This window comes from Pseudomonas orientalis, assembly GCF_022807995.1.
Lineage (GTDB): Bacteria > Pseudomonadota > Gammaproteobacteria > Pseudomonadales > Pseudomonadaceae > Aquipseudomonas > Aquipseudomonas orientalis_B.
Genome location: NZ_CP094351.1, coordinates 1,426,172 through 1,445,882, shown reverse-complemented (window position 1 = coordinate 1,445,882; position 19,711 = coordinate 1,426,172). Strand labels below are relative to the sequence as shown.

The 19,711-nt window shown below is 59.4% G+C and carries 18 protein-coding genes; 3 read left to right on the top strand and 15 right to left on the bottom strand.

Annotation, left to right across the window (positions count from 1 at the left end; all coding sequences use genetic code 11):
- Positions 1-124: 124 nt before the first annotated feature.
- Positions 125-334, top strand: coding sequence for a cold-shock protein (locus MRY17_RS06295; protein ID WP_002554837.1), 210 nt, complete (start codon positions 125-127; stop codon positions 332-334).
- A 211-nt stretch (positions 335-545) separates the two neighbouring features.
- Here the strand turns inward: MRY17_RS06295 and rpoS are convergent, their stop codons facing one another.
- From rpoS to MRY17_RS06255, 8 genes are all read right to left on the bottom strand, one after another.
- A complete protein-coding gene (gene rpoS / locus MRY17_RS06290) occupies positions 546-1,553 on the bottom strand; it encodes an RNA polymerase sigma factor RpoS (protein WP_181283459.1) in 1,008 nt (335 codons plus the stop codon).
- Positions 1,554-1,658: 105 nt separating this feature from the next.
- Positions 1,659-2,495: a peptidoglycan DD-metalloendopeptidase family protein gene (locus MRY17_RS06285; protein ID WP_181283458.1), complete on the bottom strand. Its 837-nt coding sequence runs from the start codon at positions 2,493-2,495 to the stop codon at positions 1,659-1,661.
- A gap of 207 nt (positions 2,496-2,702) precedes the next feature.
- Positions 2,703-3,338, bottom strand: a complete 636-nt coding sequence (locus MRY17_RS06280) for a protein-L-isoaspartate(D-aspartate) O-methyltransferase (RefSeq protein WP_181283473.1) — start codon at positions 3,336-3,338, stop codon at positions 2,703-2,705.
- A gap of 41 nt (positions 3,339-3,379) precedes the next feature.
- The gene (surE, locus tag MRY17_RS06275) at positions 3,380-4,129 is read right to left on the bottom strand and encodes a 5'/3'-nucleotidase SurE (protein ID WP_181283457.1); all 750 of its coding nucleotides are present in this window, start codon (positions 4,127-4,129) and stop codon (positions 3,380-3,382) included.
- A complete protein-coding gene (truD, locus tag MRY17_RS06270) occupies positions 4,117-5,175 on the bottom strand; it encodes a tRNA pseudouridine(13) synthase TruD (RefSeq protein WP_181283456.1) in 1,059 nt (352 codons plus the stop codon). The genes surE and truD overlap by 13 nt, the downstream gene beginning before the upstream one ends.
- A complete protein-coding gene (ispF, locus tag MRY17_RS06265) occupies positions 5,172-5,645 on the bottom strand; it encodes a 2-C-methyl-D-erythritol 2,4-cyclodiphosphate synthase (RefSeq protein ID WP_181283455.1) in 474 nt (157 codons plus the stop codon). Before ispF ends, truD begins: the two co-directional genes overlap by 4 nt.
- A gap of 54 nt (positions 5,646-5,699) precedes the next feature.
- Positions 5,700-6,545: an S-formylglutathione hydrolase gene (gene fghA, locus MRY17_RS06260; RefSeq protein ID WP_199772623.1), complete on the bottom strand. Its 846-nt coding sequence runs from the start codon at positions 6,543-6,545 to the stop codon at positions 5,700-5,702.
- Between the two features lie 89 nt (positions 6,546-6,634).
- Positions 6,635-7,747, bottom strand: coding sequence for an S-(hydroxymethyl)glutathione dehydrogenase/class III alcohol dehydrogenase (locus MRY17_RS06255; RefSeq protein ID WP_181283454.1), 1,113 nt, complete (start codon positions 7,745-7,747; stop codon positions 6,635-6,637).
- Positions 7,748-7,855: 108 nt separating this feature from the next.
- Here MRY17_RS06255 and MRY17_RS06250 point away from each other — a divergent pair, with 108 nt between their 5' ends.
- The gene (locus MRY17_RS06250; RefSeq protein WP_181283453.1) at positions 7,856-8,752 is read left to right on the top strand and encodes a LysR substrate-binding domain-containing protein; all 897 of its coding nucleotides are present in this window, start codon (positions 7,856-7,858) and stop codon (positions 8,750-8,752) included.
- A 71-nt stretch (positions 8,753-8,823) separates the two neighbouring features.
- Complete coding sequence (locus MRY17_RS06245; protein ID WP_243353449.1) at positions 8,824-11,850, top strand: membrane-targeted effector domain-containing toxin; 3,027 nt, start codon at positions 8,824-8,826, stop codon at positions 11,848-11,850.
- 3 nt (positions 11,851-11,853) lie between these two features.
- Here the strand turns inward: MRY17_RS06245 and ispD are convergent, their stop codons facing one another.
- The 7 genes from ispD to MRY17_RS06210 all read right to left on the bottom strand — a co-directional run bounded on the left by ispD (position 11,854) and on the right by MRY17_RS06210 (position 19,641).
- On the bottom strand, positions 11,854-12,564 hold the full coding sequence (ispD, locus tag MRY17_RS06240) for a 2-C-methyl-D-erythritol 4-phosphate cytidylyltransferase (protein ID WP_181283451.1): 711 nt from the start codon (positions 12,562-12,564) through the stop codon (positions 11,854-11,856).
- The gene (ftsB, locus tag MRY17_RS06235) at positions 12,561-12,839 is read right to left on the bottom strand and encodes a cell division protein FtsB (protein ID WP_057723188.1); all 279 of its coding nucleotides are present in this window, start codon (positions 12,837-12,839) and stop codon (positions 12,561-12,563) included. Before ftsB ends, ispD begins: the two co-directional genes overlap by 4 nt.
- Before the next feature lie 171 nt (positions 12,840-13,010).
- Positions 13,011-14,300, bottom strand: coding sequence for a phosphopyruvate hydratase (gene eno / locus MRY17_RS06230; RefSeq protein ID WP_181283450.1), 1,290 nt, complete (start codon positions 14,298-14,300; stop codon positions 13,011-13,013).
- Positions 14,301-14,455: 155 nt separating this feature from the next.
- Positions 14,456-15,301 (bottom strand): 3-deoxy-8-phosphooctulonate synthase, encoded by an 846-nt coding sequence (gene kdsA / locus MRY17_RS06225; RefSeq protein ID WP_065886101.1) that lies wholly within the window; start codon positions 15,299-15,301, stop codon positions 14,456-14,458.
- A gap of 5 nt (positions 15,302-15,306) precedes the next feature.
- The gene (locus MRY17_RS06220; RefSeq protein ID WP_181283449.1) at positions 15,307-16,938 is read right to left on the bottom strand and encodes a CTP synthase; all 1,632 of its coding nucleotides are present in this window, start codon (positions 16,936-16,938) and stop codon (positions 15,307-15,309) included.
- A gap of 273 nt (positions 16,939-17,211) precedes the next feature.
- Entirely contained in the window at positions 17,212-18,531 is a 1,320-nt protein-coding gene (tilS, locus tag MRY17_RS06215; protein ID WP_181283448.1) for a tRNA lysidine(34) synthetase TilS, read from the bottom strand.
- 162 nt (positions 18,532-18,693) lie between these two features.
- Complete coding sequence (locus MRY17_RS06210) at positions 18,694-19,641, bottom strand: acetyl-CoA carboxylase carboxyltransferase subunit alpha (RefSeq protein ID WP_057723192.1); 948 nt, start codon at positions 19,639-19,641, stop codon at positions 18,694-18,696.
- Positions 19,642-19,711 lie beyond the last annotated feature (70 nt).

Below are 19,711 nucleotides of genomic sequence, written 5' to 3'. Positions count from 1 at the left end.
GAATCTCTACACGATATGTTGAATTTCGATCCAACCATCTCCAAGAATTTTTCCTGCTCTTTGCACTCAGTCTCGGCCAGGGCTTTTCCTGAGTCGCAGTTAACTTTGTTCAAGGAGTTACACCATGTCTAATCGCCAAACTGGTACCGTTAAGTGGTTCAACGATGAAAAAGGCTTCGGCTTCATCACTCCACAATCCGGTGACGACCTGTTCGTTCACTTCAAAGCTATCCAATCCGACGGCTTCAAAAGCCTGAAAGAAGGCCAACAGGTTTCTTTCATCGCTACCCGCGGTCAGAAAGGCATGCAAGCTGAAGAAGTTCAAGTTATCTAACTTGTACTGACTTAGTCAAAAAGACCCCGCCCTTAAAAGCGGGGTTTTTTTATGCCTGGGATTTGGCACTGCCGCCAATCAAATGCACGACGCAAAAAATGTGGGAGGGGGCTTGCCCCCGATGGCGGCGCGTCAGTCGATATAGGCTTCGACTGACACAGCGATATCGGGGGCAAGCCCCCTCCCACATTCAAGCATTCAAGCGGCGTCGTTATTGAAACAACGACTCACTCGACAAGCCGTTCTTCTCCAGGATCTCGCGCAAGCGCTTGAGACCTTCCACCTGAATCTGCCGAACCCGCTCGCGGGTCAGACCGATCTCCAGGCCTACATCCTCCAGGGTGCTGCTCTCATGGCCGCGCAGGCCGAAGCGGCGAATCACCACCTCACGCTGCTTGTCAGTGAGCTCCGACAGCCACTGGTCAATACTTTGAGAAAGATCATCGTCCTGCAACAGCTCGCATGGATCTGTCGGACGATCATCCGTCAGGGTGTCCAGCAAGGTTTTATCCGAATCCGGACCCAGCGAGACGTCAACCGAAGACACGCGCTCGTTCAGGCCGAGCATGCGCTTGACCTCCCCTACCGGCTTTTCCAGCAGGTTGGCGATCTCTTCGGGCGAAGGTTCATGATCGAGTTTCTGGGTCAGCTCGCGCGCCGCCCGCAGGTACACGTTGAGCTCCTTGACCACATGGATCGGCAACCGGATCGTGCGGGTCTGATTCATGATCGCCCGTTCGATGGTCTGGCGAATCCACCAGGTGGCATAGGTCGAGAAGCGAAAGCCGCGCTCAGGGTCGAACTTCTCTACCGCCCGGATCAGGCCCAGGTTGCCTTCCTCGATCAAGTCCAGCAGCGACAATCCGCGATTTACGTAGCGTCGGGCAATTTTAACCACCAGGCGCAGGTTACTTTCAATCATGCGTTTGCGCCCAGCCGGATCGCCCTTCTGCGACAGACGCGCAAAATGGACTTCTTCTTCGGGGGTAAGCAGAGGGGAAAAGCCGATTTCATTGAGGTACAACTGGGTCGCATCGAGCGCCCGCGTGTAGTCGATGTACTTGTGTTGCTTTAACGCGGAGGAGTTCTTGGATTTGGTGCGAACTGAGGGTCGTGAAGCCCCCTCATTATCTGACATCGTTTCCGTAGCGATACCGGTCTCCATAAGGAGAACCTCATCGTCGATGTCAAACTCCGGCGCTTCTTTACTGAGAGCCATTGTTATAGTCCTTTGGTGAGTTCGACCTCAAGCTCAAGCGACGCCTTTATCCTTGGCAACGCTGGAGCCTGTTCCTTCTACGTGAGGGAACAGGCTGGCAACACATCAACGACGGGGTAGGAATTGCAGTGGGTCTACAGGCTTCCCTTGTCGGCGAATCTCAAAGTGCAGTTTCACCCGGTCTGTACCCGTTGAACCCATTTCGGCAATTGTCTGTCCGACCTTGACCTGCTGCCCCTCCCGAACCAACAACCTGCGGTTATGACCGTAGGCACTGACGTAGGTATCGCTGTGCTTGATGATGACCAGCTCGCCGTAGCCCCGTAGACCACTCCCGGCGTACACCACTGTCCCATCAGACGCAGCTAAAACAGGCTGTCCCAAATCCCCGGCGATATCAATGCCTTTATTCAAACTGCCGTTTGAAGAGAATTTTCCAATTAACACTCCGTTTGAGGGCCAGCCCCAACCGGTCGGCGCAGGCCCTGCAGGTGGCAATGGCGCGGGCGCCGGCTTGCTCGCGACCGAAGGCGCGGCGGTGCCGGCCGGCCGTGTGAAGACGGTGGTTTTGCTCGAAGAGGAAGACGAAGAACCGGACTTTGTCACAACTGCGGTAGGCGCCGAACCGGAGCGCCCATCGAAACGAATCGTCTGCCCCGGATGGATCGTATAAGGCAGAGGGATATTGTTACGAGCTGCAAGCGCCTTGTAATCCCAACCGTAACGGAAGGCAATCGAGAACAGCGTGTCGCCCTTGCGTACAACATACTGGCCAGTAGTAACCATCGGCTTTTGCGGCGCCGCATTAGTGCGGTCGACCACCCGCGCACCACCGGAAGGCGTACTCGAGCAGGCGGCCAGTAAGGAACTCAAGACAAGGCCAAGCACCAGTCGCTGAAAGCTTGTTTTACTCATTCGCTGCGCAGGACCTGTGAGACTCACCCGCCGCTCCCTTTGTGGTGGCTGAACATTAACGCCTGTATCAGGCTTGAAAGATGACGCAAGTATAACTGGGCGTTGGCTTTTTATCGGCACACGGCTGAAACGAAACATTCATCATGTTTAATCCCGGCTCCGCCACTGTTGAATCCATAGACCCCGCTGTAAGACACATCCGCGACCATGGAATTCACTGCCGGCAAATAAATGTCAGGCCAGCGGGCCGTTGAGCAACGGCACGAACCGCACGGCGCCAAGCACATGCCGGGAAAAGCCCTCGTCCTCTCGGATGATGAGCATCAATTGTTGCACTTCGCCGGCGCCCACCGGGATCACCAACCGGCCGCCCGGGGCCAACTGATCCAGCAACGCTTGCGGCACATCGGTAGCCACCGCAGTCACAATGATGCCGTTGTAAGGCGCCAACGCCGGCCAGCCTTCCCAGCCATCCCCCCAACGAAACACCACGTTGCGCAGGTTCAGCTCCACCAGGCGCTCCTTCGCACGGTCCTGCAGCACCTTGATGCGCTCGACCGAGAACACCCGTTCGACCAACTGCGACAGCACTGCGGTCTGGTAGCCGGAGCCGGTGCCGATCTCGAGCACCTTGTCCAACGGTCCCGCAGCGAGCAGCAGTTCGCTCATGCGCGCGACCATATAAGGCTGGGAGATGGTCTGGTTGTGGCCGATGGGCAGCGCCGTGTCTTCGTAGGCGCGGTGCGCAAGCGCTTCGTCGACAAACAGGTGCCGAGGCGTGCGCCGTATCACTTCCAGCACCTGTGGATTGGACAAGCCTTCTTCGTACAGACGCTGGATCAAACGCTCGCGTGTGCGCTGGGAAGTCATCCCGATGCCACGGCGCAACAGATCGTCTTGTTCACGAGCCATCAGCGCAGCCCCTCCAGCCAGCCATCCAGACCACTGAAGGCATCACTGAAGGTGCGATCGAATTGCAACGGGGTAATCGATACATAACCTTGCATCACCGCATGAAAGTCCGTGCCCTCGCCACCGTCCTCAGCGTCACCGGCCGCTGCGATCCAATAGCCTTCCTTGCCACGCGGGTCGACCACCTTCAAGGGCGCCGCCGCACGGGCTCGGTGCCCCAACCGCGTCAGTTGGATGCCGCGAATATGGCCCAGAGGCAGGTTGGGAATATTGACGTTGAGCACGGTGCGCGGCGGCAGGTCCAGGGAACCGTGCGCCTCCACCAATTTGCGCGCGTAATACGCAGCTGTCGCCAAATTATCCAACTGCCGGGAAGCGAACGAGAAAGCGAACCCGACGCCACCGAGAAAACGCCCTTCAAGGGCGGCCGCCACGGTACCGGAATACAGCACATCATCGCCCAGGTTCGCGCCCAGGTTGATGCCTGATACGACCAGGTCCGGTGCGTGTTCCAGCAAGCTGTTGATCGCCAGGTGCACACAGTCGGTGGGCGTGCCATTCACGCTGATAAAGCCATTGGCCAGAAGCTTGGGGTGCAACGGACGGTCGAGCGTCAGCGAACTGCTGGCGCCGCTCTTGTCCTGGTCGGGGGCAACCACCACGCACTCGGCGTAATCCGCCAGCGCAGCATGAAGCGCGGCGAGACCGGGTGCGGTGGCACCGTCATCGTTTGATATCAGAATACGCATGGGTTGTCCGTCGGCCCCACCGGCACCAGATCAACAAGTTCGCGCACCAGTACAGTGGCGAAGCATCCGGCCGGCAGGACGAATTCCAATTGCAGAATGTCAGGCCCGGGATAATGCCACGTCAACCCGCCAATGGGCAGTCGCAGAATGCGACGTTCTTGGCTCATGCCCGCATTCACTAGCCAATCACGCAGGTCAGCTTCTGCGGCGGCTACAGATTGTTCCAATTCATATGTAGGACCTTTCGCTGGCGAGTCGCCCTCACCCCACTGCGGGCCGGTGGGATGCAGGTCCAGGATTGCCAGGCGCGGGTCGCTGCATTCAGCCTCCCCGGCCGGGAAAAAGCTGCGGCTGTCGGTGAAGGCCAGCAGGTCACCGACTTGGGCGCGCTGCCACGAGCCGTCGGCGACACGCGCCGCCAGCACCTTGTTGAACAGAAAGCTGCGGGCGGTGGACAGTAACCGCGAACGCACATTGCGCTGCTCCGGCAAGGCCTTGCGCGCCGCCCAGTCACGGGCGTCGACGACATTGCCGCCGTTATGGCCAAAGCGCTGGGCACCGAAATAGTTGGGAATACCGTGCCGGGCGATCTCCTGCAGACGCGCATCGATGGCGCCGGTATCGGCGGCCAACTGGGTCAGGCGCAGGGTAAAGCCGTTGGCTGCATGGGCACCGCGCTGCAGCTTGCGCTTGTGCCGGGCGGTTTTCAGGATCCTGAGGGTGTCGTTCTCGGCGGCACGCATGTCCGGATCGCCCTTGCCGGGCAATTGCACGCTGAACCACTGACGGGTCAATGCCTGACGATCCTTGAGCCCGGCATAGCTGACGGTGCGCAACGGCACGCCAGCGGCCTTGGCGATACGCCGCGCCGCTTCCTCGGTATTCAGGTTGCGCTTCTCCACCCACAACCACAGGTGCTCGCCCTCGCCGGTCAACGGGATGTCGAGCACCTCATCGACCTGGAAATCTTCGGCAGTCGCCTTCAATACCGCGCTGCCCAAGGCTTCGCCATAGGCACGCGGGCCGAGCAATTCAAATTCGTTCATGCGCGCAGCAACAAGGCGACGGAGTGCACGGCGATGCCCTCTTCACGACCGGCAAACCCGAGCTTTTCGGTGGTGGTGGCTTTCACGTTCACTTGGTCCAACTCTATTTGCAGGTCTGCGGCAATCAGGGCACGCATGGATTCGATATGCGGAGCCATTTTCGGCGCCTGGGCCACGATGGTGTTATCGACGTTACCGACTTTCCAGCCCCGGGCATGGATCAAGGCGACGACATGACGCAGCAGGACACGACTGTCCGCGCCTTTGAAGGTGGGATCGGTGTCCGGAAAGTGCTTGCCGATATCGCCCAATGCGGCCGCGCCGAGCAAGGCATCGCTCAGGGCATGCAGCACAACGTCGCCGTCGGAATGAGCCAGCAGCCCATGATGGTGCGCGATACGCACGCCGCCCAAAGTGATGAAATCGCCTTCAGCGAAACGGTGCACATCGTAGCCGTGGCCAATACGCATAAAAAAACGCCCCGATTTAATTCAGGGCGTGATTCTACCTACTTTTGCCTCACATTAACCGAGCAAAGCACGCGCATGATGGCGTAAATGGTCGTCGATGAAGCTGGCGATAAAGAAGTAGCTGTGGTCGTAGCCAGGTTGCAGCCGCAGTTCCAGCGGATAACCGGCGGCCTTGGCCGCCTGCTGCAGGGCCTCGGGCTTGAGCTGCACGGCGAGGAAATCATCGCGATCGCCCTGGTCCACCAGCAGCGGCAGCTGTTCGGCGGCCTCGCTGATCAGCACGCAGGCGTCCCATTCACGCCACTTCGAGCGCTCCTCGCCCAGGTAATGGGAGAAGGCTTTCTGGCCCCAGGGGCAATCCATCGGATTATTGATCGGCGAAAACGCCGATACCGACTGGTAGCGCCCTGGGTTACGCAGCGCGCAGACCAATGCACCATGGCCGCCCATAGAATGGCCGCTGATACCACGCTTGTGCGAAGCAGGGAAATGCGCTTCCACCAACGCCGGCAATTCCTGCACCACGTAGTCATGCATCCGATAATGCCTGGCCCAGGGCTGCTGGGTGGCGTTCAAATAGAAGCCGGCGCCCAGGCCAAAGTCCCAAGCGTTATCCGGGTCATCGGGAACACCGGGGCCGCGCGGGCTGGTATCCGGCGCCACGATGATCAAGCCCAACTCGGCGGCCAGGCGCTGGGCGCCGGCCTTCTGCATGAAATTCTCATCGGTGCAGGTCAGGCCGGACAGCCAATACAGCACCGGCAGCTTGCCGCCCTGCTCCGCTTGCGGCGGCAGGTAGACCGCGAAGGTCATGTCGCAATCGAGCACATCGGAGTGATGCTTATAGCGTTTATGCCAGCCGCCGAAGCTTTTCTGGCAGGAAATATTTTCCAGGGGCATGGGAATTCTCCCAGCTGCAAGTTGCAAGCTTCAAGCGGCAAGAAGGCGTACAGCCACTTGCAGCTTGTAGCTTGTCACTTACCGCTGCTTCAAAAATGAATGACGGTACGAATGCTCTTGCCTTCATGCATCAGATCAAACGCTTTGTTGATGTCTTCCAGACCCATGGTGTGGGTGATGAAGGTGTCCAGCGGGATCTCGCCGGTCTGCGCCATGTCCACGTAGCTTGGCAATTCGCTGCGCCCGCGCACGCCGCCGAATGCGGACCCGCGCCAGACGCGACCGGTTACCAGTTGGAAAGGACGGGTGGAAATTTCCTGGCCGGCACCGGCCACGCCGATGATCACCGACTCGCCCCAGCCTTTATGGCAGCATTCCAGGGCCGCACGCATCAGTTGAACATTGCCGATGCACTCGAAGGAAAAGTCCACGCCGCCATCGGTCAAATCGACAATCACGTCCTGGATCGGGCGGTCATAGTCTTTCGGGTTAATGCAGTCGGTGGCGCCCAGTTGCTTGGCGATTTCGAATTTGGCCGGATTGATGTCGATAGCAATGATGCGACCCGCCTTGGCTTTCACTGCGCCAATCACCGCCGACAGACCGATACCGCCCAAGCCGAAGATCGCCACGGTGTCGCCCGGCTTGACCTTGGCGGTATTGAGCACCGCGCCGATACCGGTGGTGACGCCGCAACCGAGCAGGCAGACTTTCTCCAGAGGCGCTTGCTTGGGAATCTTGGCCACGGAGATTTCCGGCAGCACGGTGTACTCCGAGAAGGTCGAGGTACCCATGTAGTGGAAAATCGGCTGCCCTTTGTAGGAAAAACGCGTAGTGCCGTCAGGCATCAAGCCTTTGCCCTGGGTGGAACGAATGGCCTGGCACAGGTTGGTCTTGCCCGACAGACAGAATTTGCACTTGCCGCATTCCGGGGTGTACAGCGGGATCACATGGTCGCCAACGGCAACCGAGGTCACGCCTTCACCAATGGCCTCGACCACTGCACCGCCTTCATGACCAAGAATCGACGGGAAGATACCTTCCGGGTCTGCACCCGACAGCGTGTAGGCGTCGGTGTGACAGACGCCGGATGCGACCACGCGCAACAGCACTTCGCCAGCTTTGGGCATGGCGACATCGACTTCCACAATCTCAAGAGGCTTATTGGCTTCAAAGGCTACGGCGGCGCGGGACTTGATCATCCGGGTTTCTCCAGGGAGTTGAAATTGATGTGAGGAGTGTAAACCATGGCCTATTGATTAATAATCCAGGCAAAAGCAAAACATTATTGCCGTATGGGGACAATTAATATGCTGGAGAATCGCTGGGAAGGCATCGATGAGTTCGTCGCCGTGGCCGAATGCAGCCAATTCACCGCGGCGGCCGAACGCCTGGGGGTATCGTCGTCCCATATCAGCCGCCAGGTGGCGCGCCTGGAAGAACGCCTGCAAACGCGCCTGCTTTATCGCAGTACACGCAAGGTGACGCTGACCGAAGCGGGCCAGACCTTCCTGCAACACTGCCAACGCTTGCAGGACGGTCGCGAGGAAGCCTTGCGTGCGGTGGGTGATCTGGCCAGCGAACCCAAGGGCATGTTGCGCATGACCTGCGCCGTGGCCTATGGCGAACGTTTTATCGTGCCGCTGGTAACAAGGTTCATGGCGCTTTACCCGCAGTTGCGGGTCGATATCGAGCTGAGCAACCGCCAGTTGGACCTGGTGCACGAAGGGCTCGACCTGGCGATTCGCCTCGGTCGCCTGCAAGACTCGCGCATGGTTGCCAGCCGCCTCGCCCCTCGGCGCATGTATCTGTGCGCATCGCCTTCCTATCTCGAACGGTATGGTCGGCCTCACAGCTTGTCGGAATTGAGTCGGCATAATTGCCTGATCGGCAGTTCGGATATCTGGCAATTGGCCCAGGACGGGCGGGAATTTTCCCAGCGGGTGCAGGGCAACTGGCGCTGCAACAGTGGGCAGGCGGTGCTGGACGCAGCGCTGCAAGGTGTGGGGTTATGCCAGTTGCCTGATTATTACGTACTGGAGCATTTGCAACACGGGACACTGATGTCGTTGCTTGAGGCCCACCAGCCGCCAAATACCGCTGTGTGGGCGCTGTACCCGCAGCAACGGCATTTGTCGCCGAAAGTCAGGAAGCTGGTGGATTTTCTCAAGGAGGGCTTGGGTGACCATCCGGTATATCGAGCATAAACAACTACCGCCTGTGAATTGCCTGGTTAACGGTGAATAGCCGCTTTAACCGCACACATCCAGGCAAGCCCATGACGTCCAACGCCCGACAGCTCCAACGTATCAATCATTTTGTCCGTAAGGTCCTGGCAGACTTTCCAGTACCCGGCGCTATTGCCGCCCAATTGCTGTGTGAGCATCTGCAACCGTTCAGCCAGGAAATATTGGATCCGGACACCACATTCCTGACCACACTTGAATACAACATCGACAACCCCAACGCGGCCTACAGCGCACAGATCGTCCAATCCATGAGCCTGACCGAGGCCATGATCTGCAATGCGCCCCATGCACCTGGCGGCATGATCAACACCACAGGCTTTTCCACCACCGCGCCGTACTTCAACATCGTCACTGAACTGCCGCGCCTGATGGATAACCGCATCCCGCAAATGTTCAACGAAGAGTTCATTACTTCCGGCTGGATCCCGCCCAGGCGGTATGAGGCGCTCTACCGGCAAAGCGAACCTCAGGTCTACGATCGGACTACCCAATTGGAGCTTTCGCCTGCCGTTCTCAGGAAGGTCATTGACTCAAGCAACTTCGAGCAAACCTACGACAAGGCCGTCACACTGTTCTGGAGCGAGCATAGGGACAATTACACCACCCTGATGCGCATCGCGTTCACCAAGGCTTACCTCAATCAGTACGAAGAATTCACGCTGACCGACGCAGAGCGGCGACTGGCCGCCCGGGCGGCCGGTATCGGCGTCGACAAAAGCTTCGGCAACCTGACCCTCGAAGACTTTCAGGCGCCCTATTCTCTGGATAAGAACCTGTCCGTGCGCGTGCTGCGCATTCATCAGTTCGAAGCCACCGATCTGCTCACGATTACCGATAGCCAGAGCCAGATCACTCTCCTGTACATCCCGGGAAATTCCTCCCCTCTCCATGGTTTCAAAACCCCAACGGACATGCGCAATGCGCTGGTGAAAGTGGCCAGAGACCCGACCCAGCGCAAGGCGCTGACCAATCATTTTGAACCTGACTCGATTGACTCCGGCCTGCTCTACAGTGGTGCCGAGGAAGCCTTGATCGGCATGGCGATGTACCCGGAATCGTCCAGCCCTCCCGGTTTCTTCAACAGTTTGTTGCACATCGGCTACTGGGATCCGGAGCAATACATCAATAACCCGATGTATCCGGCACTCCGGAGTGATCCCTTTGCATTTATCGCGCGGCAGATCCGCACACGCATTGCAAAAATGGCGGCAAACACCATTGTCTCGCCCCTGGACACGTTCAAGGCCGATACCCTCGACGCCTTGGATAAAGCCTGCCTGCTGGCGATCCCCGTGGCGCTGACCATGGGCACGGCGTTGCTGGCGGAGTTTTGTTTCGTGACATCGGGCTTGGCTGGAATGGCTATCGGCGCCGATGACGTGATTAAAGACAAACCCCACGCCGTCGAGCGCATTGTGTTCGGCGCCTTGAACGCGCTCCCGGTGGTCATCCACGGCATCGGCAAAGGCGTGAGCACTCTTGAGGCGTTGCGCCCTGTGCTTGACCAGGCCACGCGGGCAGAGGAAGGTCAGATCAGTGTCAGGGTCATCACTCCACCCCCCGCGTCAATCCAGACCGAGACTCGCCCACTGGTCGCTGCAACAACCCCCAGCGGCATGCAGACCATCAAGATCCAGGGCGAGATTTTTCTGACCTACACAAAACCTAACGACTGGGGTTTTTTTGAGCTCTTCGTGAACAATCCAAAAGCGCCAGAGACGATCCAATCCAGTGGCCTCTACGCTATTCAGAGCACCGACCGGCAATGGCGGCGCGCTGGCCTGGCCGGAGGTGGAGCATTTCGCAATGCCTGGCAACGGATTTACAAAATGTTCGGCGGCGCCGAGAACACGAGCTTCTTCAGCACCTACGAGATGCCTTCGCACGTTCGCGAGACCCTCGCGGACATGCTCACTGACACCAGCTCGTTTTCGGAAGACTTCGAACCCTACGGCACGGCTGCACAATCATTCAAAAACGCCCGGAAACTGTTCTTTGAGAAAAGAAGCCAATTAAACCAGGATTCAGCGATCTTCTTTAACCGCTTGCCCTATTCGCCCCTGCAGCCAGTACTCCCCCGCATGAGTTTGAATGAATCACAGCAAAACATTATCGAGAAATTGCTGCGTGCCAGCGACGGTCTTGTGATCGGCGAAAGCCACAGCGCCGAATCGAGCAAAGCCTTTCTGGTCGACAACATGCAGCTACTCGCCAGCCAAGGCGTCAAACGCATCTATTTCGAACATCTGTTGACCGATGTGCATATGCCAATGTTGAAGGCGTTTTACCGGTCAAGGAACGCGCCAATGGCCGAGGAACTGGCAAACTTTCTGAACGGGATCTACCCACTGCCCCGAAACCACTATTACTCATTCAGAAATGTGGTCACCAAAGCCCGAGACGCCGGGATCAAGATCCAGCCGATCGACTGCACCGCGAGCTACGTACTTCGCGATATGCAGGACAGCGCGGGCACCCTGCGCCAGCGGATGATGAACTATTACGCCACCGAGGTGATTCAATGGGTCCAGACCACCAAGCGCCAACCAGGTAAATGGGTCGCACTGGTGGGCGATACCCATACCAATACCTTCAGGGACATCCCTGGGATTGCCGAACTCACCAGCAGCATCGGTCTGCGCGTTGAAGACCGGGTGGGCGCCCAACCCCTGGGCATCGAAGTCGATCCGGGGCGCACTGCCAGCCTGGGCCTCAACAAAGGGGAAGGCACGGTCAAAGCCAATCTGGTCTTGCGCGTTGATCCTGCCGTCTTGCAGCACTCAACGGAACCACAGCCTGGCTCTTCGCACAGTCGAGTGACGAAGTCGGCCCGGACACTGCTGACGCAGCCTGGTCAATTCATGCTCTGCGAGGCTGGCCACATTGACTATCGCTCCCGACGTGGGGAACTGCGCAATGTCAGGATCAATAGCCAGGCGGGTCGGTACTTCATCAATGCGCCCGGCTGGTCTATCGATCAGCAGCCATTCGACAGCATTGAGGCATTGGTAAGCGAGCTGAAAAACCAGCCCGGGATGCAGCAAGTCGGCGGATGAGGGTCAGGATGCCTGATAACCCCGGCGCTGACGCAGCCATTCGAGGTCTTCGGGGCGGGTGACCTTGATATTGTCCGAACGCCCTTCGACCAGGCGCGGCGCCTGGCCGGACCATTCCATGGCCGAGGCTTCATCGGTGATTACCGCATCGGCTACCAGGCTGTCGGCCAGGGCACGATGCAAGGCGCCCAGACGGAACATCTGCGGCGTATACGCCTGCCAGATCAGGCGGCGGTCGACGGTTTCCACCACGCGGCCCTGCTTGTCGGCACGCTTGAGGGTGTCGCGAGCCGGCACCGCCAGCAGACCGCCCACCGGGTCATCCGCCAGCTCAGCCAAAAGTTTGTCGAGGTCGTCACGGTTCAAATTGGGCCGCGCAGCATCGTGTACCAACACCCAGTCCTCATCACTGGCGCCCAGGGCGTTGAGATGCAGCAGCGCGTTGAGCACCGAGCCCGAGCGTTCCGAACCACCGTCCGCACGCTGGATACGCGGGTCAGTGGCACACGCCAGGGCGGGCCAATAAGGGTCATCAACAGCAAGACTGACCACCAGGCCCTTGAGCGAGGGATGGTCGAGAAAACAGCCGAGGCTGTGTTCGAGAATAGTGCGCCCGCCCAGTTGCAGGTATTGCTTGGGACGGTCCGCGGCCATACGGGCACCGACGCCCGCGGCAGGAATCACGGCCCAGAAGGCCGGTAAATCAGCGTTCATTGGGCCAACTGGTAGAGGGTCTCGCCCTCCTTGACCATGCCCAGCTCATGGCGAGCCCGCTCTTCGACGGTCTCGGTACCTTTTTTCAGCTCAAGCACCTCGGCATCAAGGACGCGGTTGCGCTCCAGCAGACGTTCGTTTTCGGCGTGCTGGTCGGCAATTTGCTGGGTCAGCTCTTCCACCTGCGCAAAGCTGCCGTTACCGACCCATAGGCGGTACTGCAGGCCAGCCAGCAACAAGAGCAAGACGAGGAACAACCAATTGGGACTGCGCATCGAAATCCGGGTATCCAGTGAAAAAAGACAGTCATGCAAACCTTTCGCAGCAACTGATAGCACGAAGCCTGGAAAAACCAGGCTTGTGCTTGTCAGTCAGCAGAGTAGCGCCGAAATTCACACTGTCGTGAGATTTCCGACGCAATCGGCCGACTTTTTACCATTTACTGCTTAGCCGCGAAACTCGCTGCGGCCGTTGTACTTGGCTTTGCCTGCCAATTGCTCTTCGATGCGCAGCAATTGGTTGTACTTGGACACGCGGTCGGAACGGCACAGGGAGCCGGTCTTGATCTGGCCCGCCGAAGTGCCCACGGCCAGGTCGGCGATGGTGGAATCTTCGGTTTCGCCGGAGCGGTGGGAGATCACGGCCGTGTAGCCAGCAGCCTTGGCCATCTGGATGGCTTCCAGGGTTTCGGTCAGGGTGCCGATCTGGTTGAACTTGATCAGGATTGAGTTGGCGATCTTCTTGTCGATGCCCTCTTTCAGGATCTTGGTGTTGGTCACGAACAGGTCGTCGCCCACCAGCTGGATTTTCTCGCCGATCTTGTCGGTAAGGATTTTCCAGCCGTCCCAGTCGGACTCGTCCAGGCCGTCTTCGATCGAGATGATCGGGTAACGCTCGGTCAGGCCTTTCAGGTAGTCGGCAAAACCTTCGGAGTTGAACACCTGGCCTTCGCCGGACAGGTTGTATTTGCCATCTTCATAGAATTCGCTGGCGGCGCAATCCAGGGCCAGGGTCACGTCGGTGCCCAGCGTGTAGCCGGCGTTGGCCACGGCTTCGGAGATCACTTTCAGTGCATCTTCGTTGGAGGCCAGGTTCGGCGCGAAACCACCCTCGTCACCCACGGCAGTGCTGAGGCCACGGGCCTTCAGTACAGCCTTGAGGTGATGGAAAATCTCGGTGCCCATGCGCAGGCCTTCGGAGAAGGTCTTGGCGCCCACTGGCTGCACCATGAATTCCTGGATGTCGACGTTGTTATCAGCGTGCTCGCCACCGTTGATGATGTTCATCATCGGCACCGGCATCGAGTACACGCCCGGAGTGCCGTTCAGGTTGGCGATGTGCGCGTACAACGGCAGGTCCTGATCCTGTGCGGCGGCCTTGGCGGCGGCCAGGGACACGGCGAGGATCGCGTTGGCGCCCAGGCTGCCTTTGTTGTCGGTGCCGTCGAGCTTGATCATCGCGTGGTCCAGGGCTTTCTGGTCCAGCGGGTCCTTGCCCAGCAACAGGTCACGGATCGGGCCGTTGATATTGGCTACCGCCTTGAGTACACCCTTGCCCAGGTAACGGCTCTTGTCGCCATCACGCAGTTCCAGCGCTTCACGGGAACCTGTGGAAGCACCGGACGGCGCGCAGGCGCTGCCGATGATGCCGTTATCGAGAAGCACGTCGGCTTCGACGGTTGGGTTGCCACGGGAGTCGAGAACTTCACGACCTTTGATGTCGACGATTTTTGCCATTGTTGTAAACACTCCAAAGTTGACGAAAACGACGCAGCTGAAGGAAATCTTTTGACCGACCGCAAGGGTGGAACAACAGGGCAGGCTTGCAGACGACAAGGCTCAGGCCCGGGGCCTGAGCATAAAGCGTGGAAATTCTACCGGAGAAACACCGCTTACGCGGTTTCTACCGTCGGAAAACTCTTGACCAACTCGTCCAACTGCTTGAGCTGGGCCAGGAACGGCTCCAGCTTGTCCAGGCGCAAGGCACAGGGGCCGTCGCACTTGGCGTTGTCCGGGTCCGGGTGAGCTTCCAGGAACAGGCCGGCCAGGGACTGGCTCATGCCCGCCTTGGCCAGGTCGGTGACCTGGGCGCGACGCCCACCGGCGGAGTCCGAGCGACCGCCGGGCATTTGCAGCGCGTGGGTCACGTCGAAAAACACCGGGTATTCGAACTGTTTCATGATGCCGAAACCGAGCATGTCCACCACGAGGTTGTTGTAGCCGAAGCTCGAACCGCGCTCGCAGAGGATCAACTGGTCATTACCCGCTTCCACGCATTTGCTCAGGATATGTTTCATTTCCTGGGGCGCGAGGAACTGGGCTTTCTTGATATTGATCACTGCGCCGGTCCTGGCCATGGCGACCACGAGGTCGGTCTGGCGCGACAGGAAGGCCGGCAACTGGATGATGTCGCACACCTCGGCGACCACGGCAGCCTGCTCAGGCTCGTGGACGTCGGTGATGATCGGCACGCCGAAGGCTTGCTTGATGTCCTGGAAGATCCGCATACCTTCTTCAAGACCCGGGCCCCGATAGGAGGTCACGGACGAACGGTTGGCCTTGTCGAAGCTGGCTTTGAACACATACGGGATACCCAGTTTCTGGGTAACCCGTACGTACTCTTCACAGACCTGCATCGCCATGTCGCGGCTTTCCAGTACGTTCATGCCGCCGAACAGCACCATGGGCTTGTCGTTGGCAATTTCGATGTCGCCTACGCGAATGATCTTCTGGGCCATCAGGGTTATGCCTTCTTCTGATGTTGCGTCAGTGCAGCTTTGACGAAACCGCTGAACAACGGGTGACCGTCGCGCGGCGTCGAGGTGAACTCAGGGTGGAACTGGCAGGCCACGAACCACGGATGATCCGGCGCCTCGACCACTTCAACCAGCTTGCCGTCACCGGAGCGACCGGAGATTTTCAGGCCGGCTTCTTTGATCTGCGGCAGCAGGTTGTTGTTCACTTCGTAGCGGTGACGGTGACGCTCGACAATCACGTCCTTGCCGTAGCAATCGTGCACCAGGGAACCGGCTTCCAGCAGGCAGTCCTGTGCGCCAAGGCGCATGGTGCCGCCCAGGTCGGAGCTTTCGGTACGGGTTTCGACGGCGCCGGTGGCATCTTCCCACTCGGTGATCAGGCCTACGACCGGATGACCGCTGGCATGATCGAACTCGGTGGAGTTGGCGTCTTTCCAGCCCAGTACGTTACGGGCGAATTCGATAACGGCCACTTGCATGCCCAGGCAGATACCCAGGTACGGCACCTTGTTCTCGCGGGCGTATTGCACGGCAGTGATCTTGCCTTCCACGCCGCGCAGGCCGAAACCGCCGGGAACCAGGATCGCGTCCACGCCTTCGAGCAGCGCAGTGCCCTGGTTCTCGATGTCTTCGGAATCGATGTAGCGCAGATTGACCTTGGTACGGTTGCTGATGCCGGCGTGGCTCATCGCCTCGATCAGCGACTTGTACGCGTCGAGCAGTTCCATGTACTTGCCGACCATGGCGATGGTGACTTCATGCTCAGGGTTGAGCTTGGCGTCGACCACAGCTTCCCACTCCGACAGATCCGCGCCATTGCACTGCAGGCCGAAACGTTCGACCACAAAATCGTCCAGGCCCTGTGAATGCAGGATGCCCGGGATCTTGTAAATAGTGTCGGCGTCTTCCAGGGCAATCACTGCACGCTCTTCAACGTTGGTGAACTGGGCAATCTTGCGACGCGAGGAAATATCGATCGGGTGATCGGAGCGGCATACCAGCACGTCCGGCTGCAGGCCGATGGAACGCAGTTCCTTGACCGAATGCTGGGTGGGCTTGGTTTTGGTTTCGCCGGCGGTCGCGATGTAGGGCACCAGTGTCAGGTGCATCAGCATTGCGCGCTTGGCGCCGACTTCGAAACGCAACTGGCGGATGGCTTCGAGGAACGGTTGGGATTCGATGTCACCCACGGTGCCACCGATCTCGACCATCGCCACGTCGGCATCGCCCGCGCCCTTGATGATGCGGCGCTTGATTTCATCGGTGATGTGCGGGATCACCTGGATGGTCGCACCCAGGTAGTCACCACGGCGCTCCTTGCGCAGCACGTGCTCGTAGACACGGCCCGTGGTGAAGTTGTTGTTCTGGGTCATGGTCGTGCGGATGAACCGCTCGTAGTGGCCCAGGTCCAGGTCGGTCTCGGCGCCGTCATGCGTGACGAACACTTCACCGTGCTGGAACGGGCTCATGGTGCCCGGGTCGACGTTGATGTACGGGTCCAGCTTGAGCATGGTGACTTTAAGCCCCCGCGCCTCCAGGATGGCCGCCAATGAAGCGGAGGCAATGCCTTTCCCCAATGAAGAAACAACACCGCCCGTGACGAATATGTAGCGCGTCATGAAAAACCCTAGAAGTCTGCGTTAAAGCGGTCCGAGCCGCCGGGGAAAGCGAAGAGAGGCCGAAGCCCCCGATCACCTGCATTAATCACAGTGCACCTTTCAAAAAAACCGCCGCGTTGTGACAGACCAGCAATGGAACACCGGTACGTTGATCGCTACACATTTTTTGGAATCGCCCAGCAAAGACTGCTTGGTAATCGGCAACTGCTGCGATTCAGGCGAATCCACAGAAGTTGTATCAAGAAGGGAGCGTAGTCTACCGGAAAGGCGCTATCAGCTCAAACCTTGATCGCAGGTCTGTGGCAACCAATCCAATTGCCAGTGCTCACTCGATGTCGCCCACAGCCCGGCAAGGCTGGGCACACCCAGCAATTGCTCGCCCCGATACAGCAGCGGCAATCTGCCACGGACGAATCCGGGCACACCGCACTCATTGAACAGACGCTTCAGGTCGCGCCGACCGCGACCCGGCACTTCGATGATTTCCCCGCCCTGCCGGTAGCGAACCTCCAGAGGACCTCCAGGCACGTCGCCCATCAGTTTCAACTGCCCGTTACCCGGCAGCTCCAGGTTTTTTTGCGCATCGGGCCAGCTCACCGGTGCGCCGGAAAATTCCGACCACTCAGAGGGCAGCCACCAGATGCGCTCGCCGCAACGATGCAACTCGCCGTCGGCCAGACGCCATACGGGTTGTGCATCGCCCTTGGCATCGCGCAGGGAAATCCAGCCGGCCCAGTGGTCGCTGTCGGGCAGGCGGGTCAGCGGCGCCAGCCAGTGGCGCAGTGCGTTGCGCTGACGGGCATCGGAAAGCTCGCGCAACGGCGTCAGAAGCAGAGAGTGCAACGGCAGCCAGGGAAACGCCGAAGGTTGATCGGCGCGCTGCCGATCCATAACGGCCAGCTCATCGAGCAAACCCTGGGCTTCTCCCACATGCTCAGCCGTGCGGGTCAGGCTTGAAACCACTTGCGGCCAGCGCTGCGCCAGCACCGGGAGGACACGGTGCCTCAGATAATTACGGGAAAACCGTGGATCAGCGTTCGAAGGGTCTTCGATCCACTTCAAGTGATGGTCGTGGGCGTAGGCTTGCAGCTCGCTACGCTCGACATCCAGCAGCGGCCGTACCAGATGCCCCGCCGCCAGCGTACGCTGCGCAGGCATTGCGGCAAGCCCACGCACGCCCGCACCGCGCAGCAGGCGGAACAACACGGTTTCGGCTTGATCGTCGCGATGTTGACCGGTGAGCAACACTTCCCCTGCCCCGGTCACCCTGGCAAAGGCCAGATAACGCGCGTCACGGGCCGCACGCTCAAGGCTGGCGCCGGGTTGTACCTGCACGCGCAGGATGCGCAGGGGCACGCCGAGGCTGTCGCAGACCAACTGGCAATGAGCGGGCCACGCATCAGCGGCCGTTTGCAGGCCATGATGGACATGCATGGCGCAGAGGGGCGGTAACGTTTCGGACTTTGCCAGGGTGGCCAGAAGATGCAGCAGCACGGTGGAATCGAGCCCACCAGAGAAAGCGATGTGCCAGGCCGGGGCATTGCGCCAGGGGGCCAGGGCTTGCAGCAGCTTGGCGGGCAGAGCCGGTTTCATCAGAAATTACCGCCGCGAATCTGGAATACGTTGGCCGAGCATACACAAAGCAAATGTGGGAGGGGGCTTGCTCCCGATAGCGGTGTGTCAGTCACCAGATACAGTGACTGATACTCGGCAATCGGGGGCAAGCCCCCTCCCACATTAAGTTACGGCGTCGACTTAGAGGCCGTAGCTCATCAGGCGCTCATAACGACGGGCCAGCAGCGCTTCGTTATCCAGCTTCTTGAGCATCGCCAGTTGCGCGCCCAGCTCGGCGCGGATAGTGGCGGCAGCGGCAGCCGGGTCACGGTGCGCACCGCCCAGTGGCTCGGCGATCACCTTGTCGACGATCCCCAGGCCTTTGAGGCGATCAGCAGTGATGCCCATGGCTTCAGCAGCGTCCGGCGCCTTTTCGGCGGTTTTCCACAGGATCGAGGCGCAACCTTCCGGCGAGATCACCGCGTAGGTCGAATATTGCAGCATGTTCAGCTGGTCGCAGACGCCAATGGCCAATGCACCGCCGGAACCGCCTTCGCCAATCACGGTGGCGATGATCGGGGTTTTCAGGCGCGCCATGACACGCAGGTTCCAGGCAATCGCTTCGCTCTGGTTGCGCTCTTCGGCGTCGATTCCAGGGTAGGCACCCGGGGTGTCGATGAAGGTAAGGATCGGCATCTTGAAGCGTTCGGCCATTTCCATCAGGCGGCACGCCTTGCGGTAGCCTTCCGGACGCGGCATGCCGAAGTTGCGACGCACTTTTTCGCGCACTTCACGGCCTTTCTGGTGACCGATCACCATCACCGGCTGGTCGTCCAGGCGAGCGATACCGCCCACGATAGCCGCATCGTCCGAGAAATGGCGATCGCCATGCAGCTCATCGAATTCGGTGAAGATGTGCTGAATGTAGTCGAGGGTGTAAGGACGACGCGGGTGGCGGGCCAGGCGCGCGATCTGCCAGCTGGTCAGCTTGCCGAAGATGTCTTCGGTGAGCGTGCTGCTCTTGTCTTGCAGGCGGGCGATCTCATCGCCGATATTCAGCGAATTGTCATTGCCGACCAGGCGCAGCTCTTCGATCTTGGCTTGCAGGTCAGCGATCGGCTGTTCGAAATCAAGAAAATTCGGGTTCATAAGCGTCCGTCTTGGGTCGACGGCCAGGGGGTGCCTGGCCAGCCGGTTGTCTGTTCGCGCCCTACCTTAA